This is a genomic window from Glycocaulis sp., assembly GCF_050485565.1.
Lineage (GTDB): Bacteria > Pseudomonadota > Alphaproteobacteria > Caulobacterales > Maricaulaceae > Glycocaulis.
In genome coordinates, this window is the sequence record NZ_JBJHBQ010000004.1 from 124,018 (window position 1) to 142,861 (window position 18,844).

Consider the following 18,844-nt stretch of genomic DNA (forward strand, 5'->3'; position numbering starts at 1 on the left):
TTATTCTGCGGCCTCGGTGACCGCATCGGGTTCGCCACTTCCGCTGCCATTACTGCCCGGCTGTTGCCGGGGAATGGTGAAGGAGATGGTGGTGCCTTTGCCCAGCACCGAGTCGATGCGCAGCTCGCCGCCATGCAGCTCGACCAGCGATTTTGACAGGGCCAGACCCAGTCCTGAGCCCTGATAGCTCTTGGAGTGCTGGTTCTCGATCTGCTCGAACGGGCGGCCGAGGCGCGGCAGGTCTTCTTCGGCAATGCCGATACCTGTGTCGGCAACCTGCAGGACGATGCCGTCAGCGGCTTCAAATCCGCGCACGATGACGCGGCCTCCTTCGGGCGTGAATTTCACGGCGTTCGACATCAGGTTCAGCAATATCTGCTTGAGCGCGCGCGGATCGGCCTCCACCTCCGGCAGATCACCGCATTCAGCGCGCACCTGCAGGCTTTTCTCCTGCGCACGCGCGCCGATCAGGCGCACGCATTGTTCGATCACGGCCCCCGGATCGAGCGGCTCGGTCTGCAGGTTCATCTTGCCGGCCTCGATCTTCGACATGTCGAGGATGTCGTTGATGAGCGACAGCAATAACCCGCCGGAATTGTGGATGTCGCCAGCATATTCGATATAGCGGTCATGGCCGAGCGGGCCGAAAATCTGCTTCTGCATCATCTCGCTGAACCCGATAATGGCGTTCAGCGGCGTGCGCAGCTCATGGCTCATATTCGCCAGGAATTCGGATTTGGACCGGTTGGCTTCCTCGGCGCGCAGCTTCTCCTCATGGTGGCTCTTGGCCAGCTCCCGGATCTGCTGGGAGGAGGCTTCAAGCTCGTTATAGGACTGGCGCAAGCGCTCCTGATTATCGCGCAGCTCGCCCTGCTGCTGCTTGAGAAGCGTGATGTCGGCCCCGACGCTGACCAGGCCGCCATCGGCAGTCTGGCGTTCCGAATAGTGCAGCCAGCGCCCGTCGGTCAGCTCCATCTGGTAGGATTCGCCATCATTCTCGCTGCTGTGCACACCGGCTATCGAGCCGGACGCCGCAGCCTCGACAGCCTCGTACGCCATGCCCGGACGCAGCGAACCTTCAGGCAGGTTGAAGAAGTCGCGGAACTTGCGGTTCCACAGAACCAGGCGGCGGCGCGAATCCCACAACGCAAAGCTTTCCGTCATGGACTCCAAGGCTGCGCGCAGGCGGGTTTCGGCGGCGAGCACGCGCTTTTGCGCGCCTTTGCGCTCGGTGACATCGATCGCCACACCGACCAGACGCCGTCCCGGCCCCGCCCCTTCGCTCGCCAGTGGCCGGCCGCGCATCTGCACCCAGACAGCCAGGTTTTGCGCGCGAACCTCCAGATCCACCTCTTCGGCTCTGGATGCGGCGCGGATGGCCGTGCGCAGGCGTGAGCGGTCTTCATTCGACAGCAATTGCAGGAAGTCGGCCCCGGACATGCTGGCCGCATCGTCCAGCCCCAGCATGCGGGCAAAGGAGTCGGTGATGAACACCGCATCGGTCTCCAGATCCCAGTCCCAGACCCCGCAGCGTGCGCCCTCAATGGCCAGCCGGAAGCGGCGTTCAGAATCGTGCAGGCGCGCTTCGGCCTTTTTCAGCGCCCCGGTCTGCATCAGCAGCACGACGTAAAACGCGATGGCGGTAAACAGCGGCCCGAAGAACAGAAGGGCGTGGAAAATGAGCGTCATGTTCCAGGCGGCCGCGTTCAGGCCCGCCGGCCCGATGGAATAGACATAGAGGGGCGCATCGCGCAGCCGGGCGACGCCCAGCACCTGTTCGGCCTCGCCAAGGCGCGCGCCTGTCAGCGCGCCGCCACCGGCATCGGCCAGCGCCCTCGCGTCCCGGCTCTGCAGGCCGAAGCGCTCGGCAGCCAGCGGTGCGCCAGTAACCGGCGCTTCGGGGTAAAGCGCGAGCGTGCGGCCCACACTGTCGGTCAGCACCGCGATGCGGGCCGCACCATCAGCGCTGACAAGCTCTGACGGGGTGGCAAATGCCAGCAGGGTGCCGACGCTCTGGTCGGGCAGGGGAACCGGCGCGGCCAGCACGACATGAGCGGTTTCGCCCGCAATGCCGGCAACCCATTGCGGGCTGCCAAGGGCGGCATCGGCGGCGGTCGCCAGATCGGAGGGCTGGCTGCCCGCAATGAGCGGCTCGGCACCGGGCAGCCAGAGCGCAGCGCCCGATACATGGGAGGAGCTGGTAATCGCTTCCACGATGGCCTGCTGGTCAATGCCGGTATCGGCTTGCGACAGGCTGGTCGCTGCGAAACTGAGCGTGCCGCGTATTTCCGACAGCCGCCCTGACACGCTCTCGGCGATGAAGGCGGCGCTGCGGGCCTGACGGTTTTCCGCCTCGGCCTGCGCCGAGCTCCACTCCATCTGCAACTTGGCCCAGATGACGGTGCCGAAAACGCCTGCGAAAACGATGAGGAAAATCAGGACAAGACGGGACAGGCGTGCGCGCCCGGAGGCTGGCCCGTCCATGGCCGGCCGTCCGTGCGGACGCCGTGCGTCGGTATTGCGCGCTGTCCGGGCTCGAATCATCGCTCCCAGAATAGGGTTGCAGGCCGGTAAACGTCCAGCGCCTCTAAGGTATTATTCGGCGGCCTGGCTGGCCGCGCTTCCCGCCTCGCCCGGCTTCGCCCGGACCGTGCGCACGGTCTCTGACATCTGGCGGGCAAGCCCCACCAGTTCGGGCCCGCATTCAGGATTGTCGGCAACGGCGCGCGCCACCGCTTCAGCCAGTGCCAGAAGGCGCGGGGCCTGCGCGATCAGGCGCGCTTGCGTCTCGATGCGGTGCGGGTCGCGGTCATATTCGGCGCCCGGCGTACGCCAGCCGCCCCAGTTCTGCTGGTCGGTGACGACCACCGGATAGGTGCCGGGGAAGGGGTGGTGGGCGCATTCTTCGGGCGTCTGCCATTTATTGGCCGCGCGCAGTACACGCCAGTTATTGCCCGTGTTTTCGCCGCCGCCATCTTCAACCGCCAGCTCGTGCGCCTGGAAATCGCGCCCCAGCCCGCAATCGTAGAAGACCTTTACCGGCTCCTCGACATCGCGGACCCATTGCGGCTTGACCTTCTCCACCAGCGCCCATGTGCCGACCGGATGGACGAACACGCGCTGGTGCTTGTGAAAGACGGCCTTGGCCATGACAGGCTCCGCTGTTTCTCGCCGGAGAGGCGAAATCACGGACACATTACGCCAGCCGGTTTAGAGCGGCGTTAAAGAGCGTGGTTAACGCGCCGTTTGCACGTCTGTGCAAACGGCGCGTCAGGACCGGACTATGATGGCTTGGCTACAGCCTTCTTGCGCTTGCGCCGCACCAGCAGCCAGCGAATGAGGAAGACCGCCGGTATCAGAAGGATCAGCCAGGGCAGGATCACGGCTATGAACACGATCACCGCTGCCACGCCTTCAGAGAGCGTGTCTGTGAAGTCTTCCAGCGCCTGCATGATCGGGTTGAAGCGCACCGGCGAGGTCTGGCTGATAATCGGGTGGTAGTGCAGCGTCAGGCGCGATGTCTCGACGCGTGTACGCAGCGCCGCGATGACGCTGGCGCGGCTGTCGATATCGGCCTGCACGCGGGCCAGCTCCCGCTCCACGGCCAGAATATCGCTCATCGGGCCGTCAGCGGTTTCCAGCAGGCCCTGCAGCCGGTCACGCAGCGCGGTCTGGGCGGCCAGACGGGCCTCTCCATCCACGATCTGCGTGGTGAGATCCTCTACCGAGGTGTTCTCGCTCTGGATATTGCCGCCAGCCTCGCTGACTTCCTCGCCAAGCCCGGCGCGGAAGTTTGCGATCCAGTCGGGCCGGGCGCGGATTTCCAGTGAGCCGGACGGGCGCTCGCCATCAGGATCATTGATGGAGGCGTTGATAACGCGGCACACATTACCACCGGCGGCGGTGCAGGCGTCCTGATGGGCGGTATGCAGACCGGCAAGCTGGGCGGCAGGCACGCGCAGCCCATAGGTGTGGCGATAGGCCAGCAGGGCGGCTTCTTCTGCTGCCTGTCCGCCCGATGCCGGGGGTGGAGGCGGAGCGGGGCTGGCGGCTCTCGAGGCGAGGCCCATCTCGTGCATCTGCGCAGGCGGCGCAGATTCGACAACCGCATCACGGCCGTCGCGATAGCCAGCCTCCTGCCCTGCGTCTCCGCAGCCAGCCAGCAACAGCGCGGCCAGCCAGCCTGTAGCGATCAGGCGTGTGGTCATGAGTCTGTCCTCCCCTTTGCCACCGCTTTGCGGCAGATCCGGAGCGGAGTGTGCGCCATGAAATGTGGCAGGGGCAAGACGGGCCTCCCCGCCTTGCCGGCAATGTCAGACCAGCTCGCCGCTCTGCCTCTGGCGTTCCAGCGCCAGCGCTCCCTTGATGAGGATCACGGTCAGGACAAGCGCGCCCATACCGGCGAGGACTTCACCGATCTCGATGGCCAGCATGGGCAGGTGCAGGGTCATGCCCAGCGCCCAGATCACGGCAGCGACGGTCAGAAAGCCGGTGACAGAGATGAAGAGCGAGCCGGTTACAGCGGCGATGATGGCATACACGGTTAGCCGCGCCGGTGACGCGGCGGTCTCGGTGGTCATGGGAAACTCCAGACAAAAGAACGCTCAAAAAATGGTGCGCGCGGGCCGCAAGGGGTGTCCGCCGCGCAAGCCGATATTTGGCGATGAAAGGGCGTCTGGAAAAGAGGGCATGTGCGCAACTGCCATGGGGCAGGGAATCGGGTAGAAGTTGAGGATTGAAGCGGCTCGTGACGGCGCAGCCCGCCCCGGCAGGAAAAGGTTGAAACAATGAGTGATGCACCGCTTGGCTCGAAGGCAAATCCCTCGCAGTTCGACTGCCTGCCCGATCTGGCAGAGGATGAGCCCTATTTCGTGATCCGCGCCCATGACCCGCTATCAAATGCGCTGGTCGAGCTGCACGCCTATATCGGGGCCGGTCAGGCGGGCGCCGCCCACAACAAGCTGGCTGAAATCATGGCGCTGACCTCGGAGCGTCCGCCGCGCCCGTCCGGCTCGCCCAAATACCGGGAAACCTTTGCCATTTCCGGCGCGATGGAGCACTGGCGCCGCGACAATGCCTGACAAGGGGTAAACGATATTTAACCTTTCTTAACCGGCGCACTGGCGTCTGGAAGACTGGAAACCTCCAGCTGGAGCCTGACAGAATGACGGGCGCGGAAGTACTCGATGTCGGCCGTGAGGCCATCTGGACCATGCTGGCCATGGCCGCGCCCATTATGATTGTGGGGCTGAGCGTTGGCATCATAATCGCGCTCTTTCAGGCACTTACCCAGGTCCAGGAGATGACGCTGGTCTTCGTGCCGAAGATATTCGCGATCTTTCTGGCACTGGTTGTCTTCCTGCCGCTGATGGGCGCGGTGCTTGGCGCATTCATGACCAATATCGCGGACAGAATCGCGGCAGGCTGAACGCTGCCATGGTCATCAGCTTCGATCTTCCTGCCATCGTCTTTGCCGCCGCGCTGGTGTTTGCCCGCATGGGGGCGATCCTCATGCTGCTGCCGGGCTTTGCCGAGCCGGGCATTCCGATCCGCATCAGGCTGTCGTTTGCACTCGCCTTCTCCTTTGCCATCGGGCCGGTGGTGGCACCGATGCTGCCCGTCCAGCCTGAAACCCTTGCCGGGCTGGCCGGTTATGTGACGGGCGAGGTGATTATCGGCCTGATGATCGGCGGCGCTGCGCGCATGCTGCTGGCTTCAGCGTCCGTGGCCGGACAGGTCATCGGCTATCAGAGCGGGCTGGCCATGGCGCAGGCGTTTGACCCGGCGCAGGGGCAGACCGGAGCGCTGCCCGCCACCTTCCTGAACCTGCTCTTCATCGTGCTGCTCTTCACCACCAATCTGCACCATCTGCTCCTGCAGGCCGCGGCGGGCTCCTACATGATGATGCCGCCCGGCCAGGCGCCGATGTGGGGCGATGCGGCCCAGTGGGCGGTGGATATCTTCATCAGCGCCTTCAATATCGGCATCCAGCTGGCTGCACCGCTGGTCCTGTTCGGCCTGGTCTTCTATCTGGGGCTGGGTGTGCTGTCGCGCATGATGCCGCAGGTGCAGATCTTCTTCGTGGCGATGCCGATGAACATCCTTGTCGGCTTCACCATTTTCTCGCTCGCGCTCGGCACGATGGCCATGGTCTGGCTGGACCGTGTCGAAGCCTTCACCGCAACGCTGATGTGAGGATCACATGGCAGAAGGTGAAGACAAGAGCGAAAAGACCGAGCCGCCAAGCCAGCGAAAGCTGGACAAGGCGCGCGAGAAGGGCGACGTCCCCAAATCGCAGGAGATACCGGCCTGGTTCATCCTGGCGGCAGGGCTGGGCGTGCTGGCGGCGTTCGGGCCATCCATGGGCGGCGGGCTGGTGCGCGAACTGTCGGTATTTCTCGCCAAGCCGCACGAAATGTCGCTCGACAATACCGGCGCGCTGGCGCTGACCGCTGCCGCCATCATGAAGGTGATGCTGGTCATGGGGCTGGCATTTGGCGCGATAGTCGCCGCTGCGCTGGCCGGTCATTTCGTCCAGCACGGGCTGATCTTCACCACATCCAAGCTGGAACCCAAGCTGAACAAGCTGAACCCGGTCGAGGGCGTGAAGCGCATTCTGGGGCCGCAAGGCTGGGTCAATTTCGCCAAGGGCCTTGCCAAGATGACGCTGGTGGCCATCGCCATCACCATCGTCCTGTGGCCGCGCCAGTCTTTGCTGGCGGGCCTGCCAGCAGTTGCGCCGAGCCAGATTCTGGTCCTGTTTCGCGAGATCGCCATCCAGCTCATGCTGGCCGCGCTCGCCGTGTTCGCGATCATTGCGCTGGCCGACTACATCTTCCAGCGCCAGCAATTCTATAACCGCAACAAGATGAGCCGCCGGGAAATCCGCGACGAGTTCAAGGAGTCCGAAGGCGATCCCATGGTGCGCGCGCGCCTGCGCCAGATCCGTCAGGAGCGGGCGAGAAAGCGCATGATGGCCGCGGTGCCGGAGGCCGCTGTCATCATCACCAACCCGACCCACTACGCCGTCGCGCTGAAATACCAGCAGGGCATTACTCCCGCCCCCATATGCGTGGCCAAGGGCGTGGAGGCGGTGGCCCTGAAAATCCGCGAGATCGCCGAGGAGCACGGCGTGCCAATCGTCGAAGATCCGCCGCTGGCGCGCGCCCTGCACGCCAGCGTCGATCTCGACGAGGTGATCCCGCCAGAGCACTTCGCCGCCGTCGCCAAGGTGATTGGCTATGTGCTCTCATTGAAGAAGCGGCGCTAGAAACGTCACCACCTGCCGGGCTGGAGCATGGAGGTGTCTTCCGAAGCATTTGCTGCGGTGTAGCTCACCATTTCGTACTCGATCCCGTCCCAGTCCTCGAAATAGAAGCGCTTACCCGGCTCGTAATCGGCGTGGGCATACGGTTTCAGGCCGTATGCCTTTACCCGGTCTTCGGCGGCGGCAAGGTCACGCACTTCCACGCCCAGATGATTGAGGGGCCGGCTTTTCGGCCAGACTTGCGCCTTTGCTGGCGGGCGGGGCGGGTATAGCGCCACATAGCTGTGTTCACTGCCCACATGCAGGCCGATACGCCCGTCCGGTTCCAGCCCGCGCCAGCGTTCATGCCAGCCGAACACGGCCTGCATCATCGCGCTGGTGCGCTCAGGGTCGGAGACGGTGAGATTGATATGTTCAACGCGAGCGGTATCCGCGCTTGCATCGATGGTGGCGCGGCGGTCAGCGAGCAGAAGCTGGTGCAGGGGACTCATGGGTGATCCTTCTTTCTCCAGAGATTGCCGGATAAAACGGATCACCTGTCTGCAACCTCAACCAAGGTTTAGATCAAGCGTTTTTGCGCGAGTGATGCAGTGCATGGGTAATGGCAGAAGTTTTCGTCAGGGGGCGGAAAACTGGTTAACCTGAATCGGTGAAACAATCGGCCGAATCGCTTTTCCCCGCACGGAGTGCCGTGATGACTGACGCCCCCGCCCGTACTGAGAAGCCTGCCAAGGCGAAGACGAAAGCTGACCGGGCCGCAAGCGAGCCGGTATCGGTGCGTGAGGCATCCCTTCCCAAAGAGCGTCAGAGCCGGATCGCATTGCTGGCGCGCACCGTGTTCTGGATTTCCGGCCTTCTGGCGCTTGGCGCGGCCGGGTTCTCACTCATCGCGGCATCAACGGCGGGCTGGCACGGATTTGTATTGCTGTCGGGCATCGCGTTCGTCGCCTTCATCTTGATGTTCGCGCTGGCCGCTGGCGAGAGCGCGGCGCGCTCACTGCGTATCGAGCCTGCTGTCCGGCCAAAGGCCGACGCGCTGGTCAGCGCCGCCATCGATGCGGCGGGCGAGCCCATACTCGTCACCGATGCGCGGGGCAGAGCGGCCTGGGCCAATGGTGCCTATCGCAAGCTGGCCAAGACCGTGATGCCGCTGACGGCAGGCATCGCCCTGCCTGCGCCGGACCGCTTGTGGCCGGGCAGTTCGGGCGGCGCGCTCTACCGGCTGTCGCGTGCGGCGGCGTCAGGTGAATCGGCCCGTGAGACCCTGGCGGCGCTGGGCGAGAGCGGCGGCGGCGTTTACAGCGTTTCGATTGATCCGGTACCCGGCGGCGGCGCGTTGTGGCGCTTTACGCAGAGCCGCGCTGACGAGGCGCTGGAAACCGAGCCCGGCACCCCGGACTGGGCCGAGCACGCGCCGGTTGGCCTGTTCATGGCCGATGGCGAGGGCCGCGTGCTGGCCGCCAATGCCACCTTGCGCGCATGGCTGGACGCGCCCGAAGGGCAGGCATTGAAGGTGAAAGACTTTCTGGCCGGAGACATGGCGAAGGGCTTTCTCAAAACGCGTAGCGAGAAGGGCGTCGTACGCCTGGATGCGCGTCTGCTGGCCCGTGAGGGCGTGGAAAGCCCTGTCACGCTGGCGGTTGAATGGGATGAGGGGCGTCCGGCAAGGGCGCGCGCGGTCGTTTACGGGCTGACCGCCGCCGGTACACCGCCGGGCGTAGCCCAGATGATCGCCCAACATACGGGCGGGCGGACGGGCCGCACCTTTGACGACATGTTTGCAAGCGCGCCGTTCGGCGTGGCGCGTCTTGATGGCGCAGACCCCACCAGCTCGATCATCGAGGATGCCAATCCCGCTCTGGTTCAGCTGTCGGGCGGGGCGGCCCTGCCGGGCGTGGCGTTTGAAGCCCTGTTCGACTGGAGCCATGGCGACAGCGCAGACATAGCCTTTGCCACCGCCATGTCCGGCCGGAGCGAGCCTGTGGCGCTCAAGTTGAATTCATCAGACGGCATGCGCGACGTGCACCTCTTCCTCTCACCGGCCCGGTCGGGCAAGCGCGCGGCCTATGTGGTCGACATCACGGCGCTGCGTGAGCTGGAAGGCCAGTATGCGCAGGCGCAGAAACTCAAAGCCGTCGGCGAGCTGGTGGCGCGCGTGGCGCATGACTTCAACAATTTCCTGACCGCCATCCGGCTTAATACCGACAATCTCCTGCTGCGCCATCCTGTGGGCGATCCGACCTATCCTGACCTGCAGAACATCAACGGTGTGGTGTTGCAGGCCGCCGGGCGGATCAAGCATCTGCTCGCCTTTGCCCGCAAGCAGACGCTGCGCGTGGAAACCGTCGATCTGACCGAAACGCTGGCCGATACGGTGCATCTGGTGCGCCAGAGCGTGGAAGAGTGGATGCGCGTGGAAATCCGCCATGGCCGTGATGTGCCGCTGGTGCGCATCGACAAGGACGAGCTGGCCAACGCGCTGATGAATCTGGCCACCAATGCGCGCGATGCGATGGCGTCCAAGGGGCGTGGCACGCTGACCATCTCTACCGAAGCGGTGGACGCCGGCGCTGTGCGTGCGGCCGGTGCGCCTGATGCCAAGGAAGGGCCGTGGGCCGCCATTCATGTCACCGATGAAGGCTCTGGCATGGATGAAGACACGCTGGCGAAAATTTTCGAGCCCTTCTTCACCACCAAGGAGCCGGGCAAGGGAACGGGGCTGGGCCTTGCCACCGTTTACGGCATCGTCAAGCAGTCCGGCGGCTTCCTGTTCGCGCGTTCAAAGCCCGGCGATGGTACGACGTTCTCCATCTATCTGCCCGGCCACACGCCCGACGCCGAGGAAATCGCCAAGAGCGAAGCGCGCAAGGCCGAAGTGCCCGTGCAGCGTAAACCCGCAGACCTCGCCGGGCGCGGGCGCATCCTGCTGGTAGAGGACGAAGCGCCGGTACGCACCATTACGGCCGCAACGCTGAAAAAGCGCGGCTATGAGGTGGAGCAGGCCGAAGACGGCGAAGAAGCCCTCGCGATTCTCGAAGAGCGTCCGGGCGGGTTTGACCTCATCATCTCCGACGTGGTGATGCCGGGGCTGGACGGTCCGGGGCTGCTCAAGGCGGCTGCCCAGTATCTCGGCAATGCGCGCGTGATCTTCATTTCGGGTTATGCCGAGGAACATTTCTCCCACACCCTGTCTGCGGACCTCGATATCTCCTTCCTGCCAAAGCCCTTCAGCCTAGAGGCGCTGGCCCAGCGCGTGAAGGACGAGCTGGGGCGCTAGGGCGCGTTCGCCGCGCATAAATGTTCCGCTTGTGTTCTGTGAACAAATCCGGTACAGATTCCCTCAACGCAGCGCAATTGCCGATCCGGGCGATGCGTGAAATAAGGGAACCGAACCGATGGCATCTTCCGCAATCCGACTGGTGAAAGACACCGATATGGACAAGTCCAAGGCACTCGAAGCCGCGCTCACACAGATCGACCGCCAGTTTGGCAAGGGCTCTGTGATGAAGCTCGGCGCCCGCCCGAACCAGAATATCGAGGCGGTATCCACCGGCTCGCTGGGCCTCGATATCGCGCTGGGCGTTGGCGGCCTGCCCAAGGGGCGGGTTGTGGAGATTTATGGCCCGGAAAGCTCCGGCAAGACGACGCTGGCCCTTCACTGCATTGCCGAGGCGCAAAAGCGCGGCGGTGTGTGCGCCTTTGTCGATGCCGAGCATGCGCTGGATCCGGTCTATGCCCGAAAGCTCGGTGTCGATGTCAGCGAGCTGCTGATTTCCCAACCTGATACCGGCGAGCAATCGCTGGAAATTACCGACACGCTGGTGCGTTCCGGTGCGATTGATGTGCTGGTGATCGACTCGGTCGCCGCACTCACCCCGCGCGCCGAGCTGGAAGGTGATATGGGTGACAGCCTGCCGGGTCTGCAGGCCCGCCTGATGAGCCAGGCGCTGCGCAAGCTCACCGGCTCCATCTCCAAGTCCAACTGCCTGGTCATCTTCATCAACCAGATCCGCATGAAGATCGGTGTGATGTTCGGCAATCCTGAAACGACGACGGGCGGTAATGCGCTGAAATTCTATTCCTCCGTACGCCTCGATATCCGCCGCATCGGCGCCATCAAGGACCGTGACGAGGTGATCGGCAACCAGACGCGTGTGAAAGTGGTCAAGAACAAGGTGGCCCCGCCCTTCCGCGAGGTCGAGTTTGACATTCTCTATGGCGAAGGCATTTCGCGCATGGGCGAGGTCATCGATCTGGGCGTGAAGGCCGGGATCATCGAAAAGTCGGGTTCATGGTACTCGCACGATTCCGAACGCATCGGTCAGGGTCGCGAGAATGCCCGCAAATTCCTGCTCGACAACCCGGAGATCGCCGAGAAGATCGAAAACCAGATCCGCGCCAATGCAGGCCTCATTGCCGAGGAAATGCTGGTCGGTCCGGGCGAGGATGATGATCTGGATGACGCGGCGGAAGCGGCAGGGTAGGGCTTCTTCGCAGTTCTGAACCGCATTGCATTGCAGCGGGCGCTTGGCTAAGCCGGGCGCCCGTTCGTATATGTGCGCAACGGTAAGTGAAATTTTGCAGATGAGCGGAGACTGCCATGACGCGCTTGCGCGACATACGTGCCCAGTTCCTTGGCTATTTTGAAGGGAACGGCCATGAAGTGGTGGCCTCCAGCCCGCTCGTGCCCAAGGATGATCCGACCCTGCTTTTTACCAATGCGGGCATGGTCCAGTTCAAGAACGTCTTCACCGGCGCGGAAAAGCGCGCCAATCCGCGCGCGGTGTCCTCACAGAAATGCGTGCGTGCAGGCGGCAAGCACAACGATCTTGATAATGTCGGCTACACGGCGCGCCACCACACCTTCTTTGAAATGCTGGGGAATTTTTCCTTCGGCGACTATTTCAAGGAAGAGGCCATCCACCATGCCTGGACGCTGGTGACGAAGGACTTTGCCCTGCCGAAGGACAAGCTCCTCGTCACGGTTTACGCCGACGATGATGACGCGGCCGCGCTCTGGAAGAAAATTGCCGGCCTGCCCGATGATCGCATCATCCGCATCGCCACGTCTGACAATTTCTGGATGATGGGCGATACCGGCCCGTGCGGTCCGTGCTCGGAGATTTTCTTCGACCATGGCGAACATATTCCCGGCGGCCCTCCGGGCAGCCCGGACGAGGATGGCGACCGCTTCATCGAGATCTGGAATCTCGTCTTTATGCAGTTTGACCAGCAGGCCGATGGCTCTCGCCGAGCCTTGCCCAAGCCCTCCATCGATACCGGCATGGGGCTGGAGCGGGTGGCGGCTGTCCTGCAGGGCAAGCACAATAATTACGAGATTGATCTGTTCGCCAACCTAATCAGGGCCGGCGAAGAGGCGCTCAAAGTGAAGGCGCAGGGCGAGGCGCTCGCCAGCCACCGCGTCATAGCGGACCATTTGCGCGCCACCAGCTTCCTTATCGCCGATGGCGTGACGCCCTCCAATGAAGGGCGCGGCTATGTGCTGCGCCGGATCATGCGCCGTGCCATGCGCCATGCGCATATTCTGGGCGCTACCGAGCCGGTCATCTACACGCTGGCGCCGGTGCTGGCCGCCGAGATGGGCGATGCCTTCCCTGAGCTGAACCGCGCCCTTCCCGTGATCGAGGAGACACTGCGCGGCGAGGAAGAACGTTTCCAGCGCACGCTGGGCCGTGGCCTGACGCTGCTGGAAGAGGCGATTTCCGATCTGCCCGAAGGCGCAGCTCTGCCCGGCGAAACCGCGTTCAAGCTTTATGACACCTATGGCTTCCCGCTTGATCTGACGCAGGACGCGCTGCGCGCGCGCGGGCTTTCTGTCGATGAGGCGGGTTTTAACACGGCCATGGACCGTCAGCGCGCCGAGGCGCGCGCCCACTGGCAGGGCTCTGGCGATGCCGCGGGCGATGCGATCTGGTTCGCGGTGCGCGATGTGACGGGGCCGACGCAGTTTCTCGGCTATAGCGAGCTGTCGGCAAAGGGCTCGCTCAAGGCGATCATTGCCAATGGCGGCATGCAGGAAACTCTGGCCGAGGGCGCGCGCGGCGAGCTGGTGTTCGACCGCACGCCCTTCTACGCCGAATCCGGCGGTCAGATAGGCGATTCCGGCGAAATCCGCTTTTCCGGCGGCGCGCGCTTTGTGGTCGAGGACGTGAAAAAGCGCGCGGGCGATGTGTTCGCCCATATCGGCACGCTCGAAGGCGGCTCCATCAAGGCCGGCGACGAGGCCGAGTTGCTGGTGGATGCGCAGCGGCGCGACCGCACCCGCTCCAACCACTCGGCGACCCACCTCATGCACTCGGCCCTGCGCAATGTGCTGGGCCCGCATGTCTCCCAGAAAGGCTCTTATGTGGGGCCGGACCGGCTGCGGTTTGACTTCTCCCATGGCCGAGCGCTGTCCCCTGCCGACATCGCCGCCATCGAGGCGGAGGTGAACGCGGTCGTGCGCCAGAATGACGAGACCGAGACCAGCGAATCCACGCCCGAGGAGGCCATCGCCAAGGGCGCTCTGGCCCTGTTTGGCGAGAAATATGGCGACAAGGTGCGCGTGCTCTCCATCGGCCAGGCGCCGGGCGCGCCCGATAAGGCCTATTCGGTGGAGCTGTGCGGCGGCACCCATGTGCGCCGCACCGGCGATATCGCCCTGTTCAAGATTGTCGGTGAAAGCGCCGTATCTGCCGGTGTGCGCCGTGTCGAGGCGCTGACGGGTGAGGCCGCGCGCGAATACCTGGAACAGCAGGCCAGTATCGCCAAGGCCGCTGCCGATACGCTGAAAGTCCCGGTTTCGGAGCTGGAAAAGCGCCTGTCTGCGCTGGTCGATGAACGGCGCAAGCTGGAAAAGGAATTGAGCGACGCCAGAACGAAGCTCGCCATGGGGGGCGGTGGCGGCGCTGCGCCGCAGGCCGTTGAAACCATTGGCAATCTGAAATTCACCGGACGCATCGTGGAAGGCGTGGGCGGCAAGGAATTGCGCAGCCTGGTCGATGCGGCGCGCGCCGAAATGGGCTCCGGCATCGCGGCCTTCGTTGGCATTAATGATGGCAAGGCCGCGATTGCGGTCGGGGTGACAGAGGATCTGGCGGGCAGCGCAGCGGACGCGGTGGCGCTGGTACGCGCCGGGTCAGAGGCGATTGGCGGCAAGGGCGGCGGTGGACGGCCGGACTTTGCGCAGGCCGGCGGCCCCGATGCCAGCAAGGGCGAGGAAGCGCTCGCCGCTATCCGCGCCGCGCTGGCGGGTTAGGGGCTAGCTCCCTCCACGCTGTCATCACCCGCTTTATGCGGGTGAGCCATGCCTGTGAGGGACGTTCAACCGCAAGGCTTCAGGCATGGGTCCCCGGGACCGCTACGCGGCCCGAGGATGACAGCTGAGGGCTTAACCACCCAACCTCTCGATCAGTTCAATCGCGCTGTCGGCGATCACCGTGCCGGGCGGATAGACGGCGGCGGCGCCCATCTGGCGCAGCGTGGAGACGTCTTCAGGCGGGATGACCCCGCCCACGACGATCAGCTTGTCACCGCCCCCGCCATCTTTCAGCGCATCGCGCAGCGCAGGCACCAGGGTGAGGTGGCCAGCGGCCAGCGAAGACGCGGCGACCACGTGGACATCGTTCTCGATGGCCTGACGTGCGGCTTCTTCGGGCGTCTGGAAGAGCGGGCCGATATCCACGTCCCAGCCCAGATCAGCAAAGGCGGACGCGACAACCTTCTGGCCCCGGTCATGGCCGTCCTGACCCATTTTCGCGATCAGTATGCGCGGGCGGCGCCCCTCGGCTTGCGCAAAGGCGTCGGCGGCGGCCAGCGCGCGCTGGACCTTCTCGTCATTGCCTGAGGCTTTCAAATACACCCCCTGTATCGACTGGATGGCGGCCTTGTGGCGGCCATAAACCTTTTCCAGCGCGTCGGAAATTTCGCCCACGCTGGCATGCGCGCGCGCCGCATCGACGGCCAGCGCCAGAAGATTGCCGCTTCTCTCGTCTGCCGCGCGGGTGAGGGCGTTGAGCGCCGCTTCCACCCTCGCCCCGTCGCGATTGGCTTTGAGGTTTTTCAGCTTTTCCAGCTGCTGTCGGCGCACACCGGCATTGTCGACTTTCAGCACCGGCACGTCTTCCGGCTCGGTCAGGCGGAACTTGTTCACGCCTGCAATCGTCTGCTGACCGGAATCGATGCGCGCTTGCGTCTTGGCAGCGGCTTCCTCGATGCGCAGTTTCGGCGTGCCGTCCTCGATGGCTTTCGCCATGCCGCCCAGCGCATCGATTTCCTCGATATGGGCAAGCGCGCGGGCAGCCAGATCGTGGGTCAGGCGCTCGACGAACCAGCTGCCGCCCCACGGATCGATGGCATCGGTCAGGTGCGCCTCGGTTTCCAGCACGATCTGGGTATTGCGCGCGATGCGCGCGGAGAAGTCTGTGGGCAGGGCGAGCGCTTCGTCCAGCGAGTTGGTGTGCAAAGACTGGGTGTGGCCGTCGACGGCGGCCATCGCCTCGATGGTGGTGCGCGCGACATTATTGAACACGTCCTGCGCGGTGAGCGACCAGCCGGAAGTCTGGCTGTGCGCGCGCAGCGAGAGAGATTTGTCGCTCTTGGGCGCAAAGCGCTCCTTCACCAGCTTCGCCCAGATCAGGCGCGCGGCGCGGAGCTTCGCCACCTCCATGTAATAATTCATGGAAATGCCCCAGAAGAAGGAGAGGCGGGGGGCAAAGCTGTCCACGTCCAGCCCGGCCTTTACGCCGGCTGCGATGTATTCCAACCCGTCGGCAATGGTGTAGGCCAGCTCCAGATCCGCCGGAGCGCCAGCCTCCTGAATGTGGTAGCCGGAGATGGAGATGGAGTTGAAGCGCGGCATCTGCGTTGAGGTGAAGGCGAAAATGTCGGAGATGATCCGCATGGAGGGCGCAGGCGGGTAGATATAGGTGTTGCGCACCATGAACTCTTTCAGGATGTCGTTCTGGATCGTGCCTGAAAGCTGGGCCGGTTTTACGCCCTGTTCCTCTGCCGCGACGATGTAGAGCGCGAGAACGGGCAGCACCGCACCGTTCATCGTCATCGATACGCTCATCTGGTCGAGCGGTATGCCGTCAAAGAGCTGGCGCATGTCGAGAATGGAATCGACCGCCACGCCGGCCATGCCGACATCGCCGATCACGCGCGGATTATCGCTGTCATAGCCCCGGTGCGTGGCCAGATCGAAGGCAATGGAAAGCCCTTTTTGTCCGGCGGCGAGATTGCGCCGGTAGAACGCGTTGGAGTCTTCCGCCGTGGAGAAGCCCGCATACTGGCGGATCGTCCACGGGCGCTGGACGAACATGGTCGGGTAGGGGCCGCGATGGAAGGGCGCAAGGCCCGGCAGGCCGCCTGCGAAGTCCAGCGGCGCGGTGTCCTGCGGCCCGTAGGCGGCGGCGATCTCGATGCCTTCCGGGCTCATCCAGCCGTCCGGGCGGGCGGTCTTGCTGGCTGCTGCGCGCGGGGCGTTGAAGGCGATAGACGCAAAATCGGGTGGGGTCTGGCGGGTCATGCATCCACTCCCATCGCGCGCGCGGCAAGGCGGGCGTCTTCCAGCGCGTCAGAGCGCATATGGATCGCGTGATCGATGGCCGCCTCCGCCGGCGCGCTGTCGCGCCGCCCGGCCAGCCAGACCGATGCCGCACCGGCGGTTTTCAGCGCTACGGCGAGCCCGGCGGCATGGTCTGCATAAGCCTGATCCGTACCGCAAATGATGGCGAGGGCAGAGCCGGAGCTTCTAAACGCCTCAACGCATGCCTCTACGCCGTCATGGGCCATGGCGGGCGCTGTACGCAGCCCGGCCACACCCAGCCGGTTGATGGCAAAGCCTGCGCGGGCGTTGAATTCGGGCAGGGTGCCAAGCGTCGCCAGGAAAACCGGCCCCGGCGCAGCGGCCTCCACCTTGGCGCGGATAGCCTCGAACGGCGCGGCGGTGCGCATCGGGGCGGGCAGGGGGATGGCGTCCACCGGCGCGTCTGCGAAGGCAGATTTGGCCAAGGCGGGCGGCGTGTAGTCGCTGCTCTCAGATGGCAGGGCGCGCGGATCGAGATCGGGGAAGCTGGTGACCCCGATAACCGGCTCCTTGCCCGTACTGACCAGCTTCATCAGCCCGTCGGCGGCTTTTCCAATATCGGCTTTCCAGCTGTCGACGAGCAACGCCGCGCTGGCCCCGCCACGCGCGATGATGCGCTGCATCTCGCCCCAGCCCGCTTCGGCCAGCTGGTGGCTCAGCGTTTCATGCAGATAGCTGCCTCCTGCCGGATCGCTGATCTTTCCGGCATGGGTCTCTTCGGCCAGCAATATGTGCAGATTGCGGGCAAGACGGCGCGAGAAGGGCGTGGAGCGGCCGGAAGCGCGCGTCATCGGCGTGATGGTCAGCGCGTCCGCTCCGCCCGCCGTGGCGGCAAAGCCTGCACAGGCCGCGCGGATGAGATTGGTCCACGGATCAATCGCGGACAGCCCCCGTTCGCCGGTCGTGGCGTGCAGGTAAAGCGCGCCGCGGCTATCGCTGACGCCCCAGGCGTCCATCATTTGCGCCCAGATCAGGCGCATGGCGCGCAGCTTGGCAATGGTCAGGTGAATATCGGTATCGGCGGCCAGCTCCACCTCTATCGTGGCGGCGGCATCGCCCGCATCCCAGCCCGATTTGACCAGTGCTTCCATGGCTTCGGCAGCACTGGCAGCAGCGAACGCCAGCTCCTGCACCTCGGTGCCGCCAGCCTCGAATATGGCGCGGCCATCGGCGCGGAAAGAGCGGATGGCGGGTGATAGCGCCCTGGCGCGGGTGGCCAGTGCAATGCGTTTGTCTGCCTGTTGTCCCAAAGCGGCTGACAGACCCAGACCGCCGCCCGACACCGCGTCCCGGCGCTCCAGCAGGCCCAGCAGCAGCCCCGCCGCTTCAATATCCCAAGCGCCCGCGCGCAAATGGACCGGCGCGAGGTCCAGCATCACATCGGAAAGGACGGCTTCGAGTTCTTCTGCATTACGCGCGGCGATGCCGGATTTGCCGGATGGGTCGATCTCCAGCGTGATCTCGCTCGCCCCGCCTGCAAGGTCAGCCAGTATGGCGGTGTTTGCCTCGCGCGGGCCGGGCGTGTCGTGTGCCTGACGCATCGCCCAGGGCAGGTAGGCATCGCGCGCCAGCGTGCGCCCGCGCGCGAAAGGCGCGCTGCCGGGCAGGGCAGGGTCAGGCGTGACAGCGTTATGCGGCGCAAAGAGGGGGCCGCGCGCGAGTCCGTCGCGGGTATGGCGGACGAGGCTGGCGGAGGGCTTGCCTGACAGGGCTTTAAGCGCCAGCGCCTCCCAGGCATCCGGCGTGGCAGGCGCAAATCCGTCAGCAAGCGGTATGATCTGATCTGTCATGGTGCCAGTGAGTATACCGGCAGGGCGTCAGAGGGAAGTTCCGACCGCTGAAACCGGAGGCCGGTGCCGCTTCCCGGCGGCTTTTCCCTCGTCCTTCGAGCGCCACCGCGTCCGAAAGGATGAGGGGCCTCGGGTGGCCGTGCGACCTAAAAGCGCGAACGCGCGCCCGCGACTTTTCGCGGAACATCGCAACGCGGA

Annotated in this window: 14 protein-coding genes; 7 read left to right on the forward strand and 7 right to left on the reverse strand. The window is 64.5% G+C overall.

Annotated elements, in window-relative coordinates; all coding sequences use genetic code 11:
* From ACQ5ID_RS05905 to ACQ5ID_RS05920, 4 genes are all read right to left on the reverse strand, one after another.
* A complete protein-coding gene (locus tag ACQ5ID_RS05905) occupies positions 1–2,484 on the reverse strand; it encodes a PAS domain-containing sensor histidine kinase (protein ID WP_429911531.1) in 2,484 nt (827 codons plus the stop codon).
* A gap of 111 nt (positions 2,485–2,595) precedes the next feature.
* Positions 2,596–3,150, reverse strand: coding sequence for a hypothetical protein (locus ACQ5ID_RS05910; protein WP_127567613.1), 555 nt, complete (start codon positions 3,148–3,150; stop codon positions 2,596–2,598).
* A gap of 131 nt (positions 3,151–3,281) precedes the next feature.
* Complete coding sequence (locus ACQ5ID_RS05915; protein WP_429911532.1) at positions 3,282–4,208, reverse strand: DUF4349 domain-containing protein; 927 nt, start codon at positions 4,206–4,208, stop codon at positions 3,282–3,284.
* Between the two features lie 105 nt (positions 4,209–4,313).
* Positions 4,314–4,580 carry a hypothetical protein gene (locus ACQ5ID_RS05920; protein WP_429911533.1) on the reverse strand — a complete coding sequence of 89 codons (267 nt, stop codon included), beginning with the start codon at positions 4,578–4,580 and terminating at the stop codon, positions 4,314–4,316.
* Positions 4,581–4,787: 207 nt separating this feature from the next.
* On the opposite strand from ACQ5ID_RS05920, the gene ACQ5ID_RS05925 reads away from it, so the two are divergent.
* The 4 genes from ACQ5ID_RS05925 (at position 4,788) to flhB (ending at position 7,270) form a co-directional block, all read left to right on the forward strand.
* Entirely contained in the window at positions 4,788–5,081 is a 294-nt protein-coding gene (locus ACQ5ID_RS05925; RefSeq protein WP_429911534.1) for an aspartate decarboxylase, read from the forward strand.
* Positions 5,082–5,164: 83 nt separating this feature from the next.
* Positions 5,165–5,428, forward strand: coding sequence for a flagellar biosynthesis protein FliQ (gene fliQ / locus ACQ5ID_RS05930; RefSeq protein WP_429911535.1), 264 nt, complete (start codon positions 5,165–5,167; stop codon positions 5,426–5,428).
* An 8-nt stretch (positions 5,429–5,436) separates the two neighbouring features.
* Entirely contained in the window at positions 5,437–6,195 is a 759-nt protein-coding gene (gene fliR, locus ACQ5ID_RS05935; protein WP_429911536.1) for a flagellar biosynthetic protein FliR, read from the forward strand.
* A gap of 7 nt (positions 6,196–6,202) precedes the next feature.
* Positions 6,203–7,270 (forward strand): flagellar biosynthesis protein FlhB, encoded by a 1,068-nt coding sequence (gene flhB, locus ACQ5ID_RS05940; RefSeq protein ID WP_429911537.1) that lies wholly within the window; start codon positions 6,203–6,205, stop codon positions 7,268–7,270.
* A 5-nt stretch (positions 7,271–7,275) separates the two neighbouring features.
* Here flhB and ACQ5ID_RS05945 read toward each other — a convergent pair whose 3' ends face one another.
* Positions 7,276–7,758, reverse strand: coding sequence for a VOC family protein (locus ACQ5ID_RS05945; RefSeq protein WP_429911538.1), 483 nt, complete (start codon positions 7,756–7,758; stop codon positions 7,276–7,278).
* 203 nt (positions 7,759–7,961) lie between these two features.
* Here ACQ5ID_RS05945 and ACQ5ID_RS05950 point away from each other — a divergent pair, with 203 nt between their 5' ends.
* From ACQ5ID_RS05950 to alaS, 3 genes are all read left to right on the forward strand, one after another.
* A complete protein-coding gene (locus ACQ5ID_RS05950; RefSeq protein ID WP_429911539.1) occupies positions 7,962–10,544 on the forward strand; it encodes an ATP-binding protein in 2,583 nt (860 codons plus the stop codon).
* A 118-nt stretch (positions 10,545–10,662) separates the two neighbouring features.
* On the forward strand, positions 10,663–11,751 hold the full coding sequence (gene recA, locus ACQ5ID_RS05955; protein ID WP_429911540.1) for a recombinase RecA: 1,089 nt from the start codon (positions 10,663–10,665) through the stop codon (positions 11,749–11,751).
* A gap of 116 nt (positions 11,752–11,867) precedes the next feature.
* Complete coding sequence (gene alaS / locus ACQ5ID_RS05960) at positions 11,868–14,525, forward strand: alanine--tRNA ligase (RefSeq protein WP_429911541.1); 2,658 nt, start codon at positions 11,868–11,870, stop codon at positions 14,523–14,525.
* Between the two features lie 132 nt (positions 14,526–14,657).
* Here alaS and scpA read toward each other — a convergent pair whose 3' ends face one another.
* Together scpA and ACQ5ID_RS05970 are read right to left on the reverse strand one after the other, a co-directional pair.
* Positions 14,658–16,796 carry a methylmalonyl-CoA mutase gene (scpA, locus tag ACQ5ID_RS05965; protein ID WP_429911542.1) on the reverse strand — a complete coding sequence of 713 codons (2,139 nt, stop codon included), beginning with the start codon at positions 16,794–16,796 and terminating at the stop codon, positions 14,658–14,660.
* A complete protein-coding gene (locus ACQ5ID_RS05970; protein WP_429911543.1) occupies positions 16,793–18,646 on the reverse strand; it encodes a methylmalonyl-CoA mutase family protein in 1,854 nt (617 codons plus the stop codon). Before ACQ5ID_RS05970 ends, scpA begins: the two co-directional genes overlap by 4 nt.
* Between the last annotated feature and the right edge of the window lie 198 nt (positions 18,647–18,844).

Coding starts and splice junctions, on each gene's coding strand:
- ACQ5ID_RS05925 (WP_429911534.1), top strand. CDS start 4,788: ATGAGTGATGCACCGCTTGGCTCGAAGGCAAATCCCTCGCAGTTCGAC.
- ACQ5ID_RS05950 (WP_429911539.1), top strand. CDS start 7,962: ATGACTGACGCCCCCGCCCGTACTGAGAAGCCTGCCAAGGCGAAGACG.
- ACQ5ID_RS05910 (WP_127567613.1), bottom strand. CDS start 3,150: ATGGCCAAGGCCGTCTTTCACAAGCACCAGCGCGTGTTCGTCCATCCG.
- scpA (WP_429911542.1), bottom strand. CDS start 16,796: ATGACCCGCCAGACCCCACCCGATTTTGCGTCTATCGCCTTCAACGCC.
- ACQ5ID_RS05970 (WP_429911543.1), bottom strand. CDS start 18,646: ATGACAGATCAGATCATACCGCTTGCTGACGGATTTGCGCCTGCCACG.
- flhB (WP_429911537.1), top strand. CDS start 6,203: ATGGCAGAAGGTGAAGACAAGAGCGAAAAGACCGAGCCGCCAAGCCAG.
- fliR (WP_429911536.1), top strand. CDS start 5,437: ATGGTCATCAGCTTCGATCTTCCTGCCATCGTCTTTGCCGCCGCGCTG.
- ACQ5ID_RS05945 (WP_429911538.1), bottom strand. CDS start 7,758: ATGAGTCCCCTGCACCAGCTTCTGCTCGCTGACCGCCGCGCCACCATC.
- ACQ5ID_RS05905 (WP_429911531.1), bottom strand. CDS start 2,484: ATGGACGGGCCAGCCTCCGGGCGCGCACGCCTGTCCCGTCTTGTCCTG.
- alaS (WP_429911541.1), top strand. CDS start 11,868: ATGACGCGCTTGCGCGACATACGTGCCCAGTTCCTTGGCTATTTTGAA.
- recA (WP_429911540.1), top strand. CDS start 10,663: ATGGCATCTTCCGCAATCCGACTGGTGAAAGACACCGATATGGACAAG.
- ACQ5ID_RS05915 (WP_429911532.1), bottom strand. CDS start 4,208: ATGACCACACGCCTGATCGCTACAGGCTGGCTGGCCGCGCTGTTGCTG.
- fliQ (WP_429911535.1), top strand. CDS start 5,165: ATGACGGGCGCGGAAGTACTCGATGTCGGCCGTGAGGCCATCTGGACC.
- ACQ5ID_RS05920 (WP_429911533.1), bottom strand. CDS start 4,580: ATGACCACCGAGACCGCCGCGTCACCGGCGCGGCTAACCGTGTATGCC.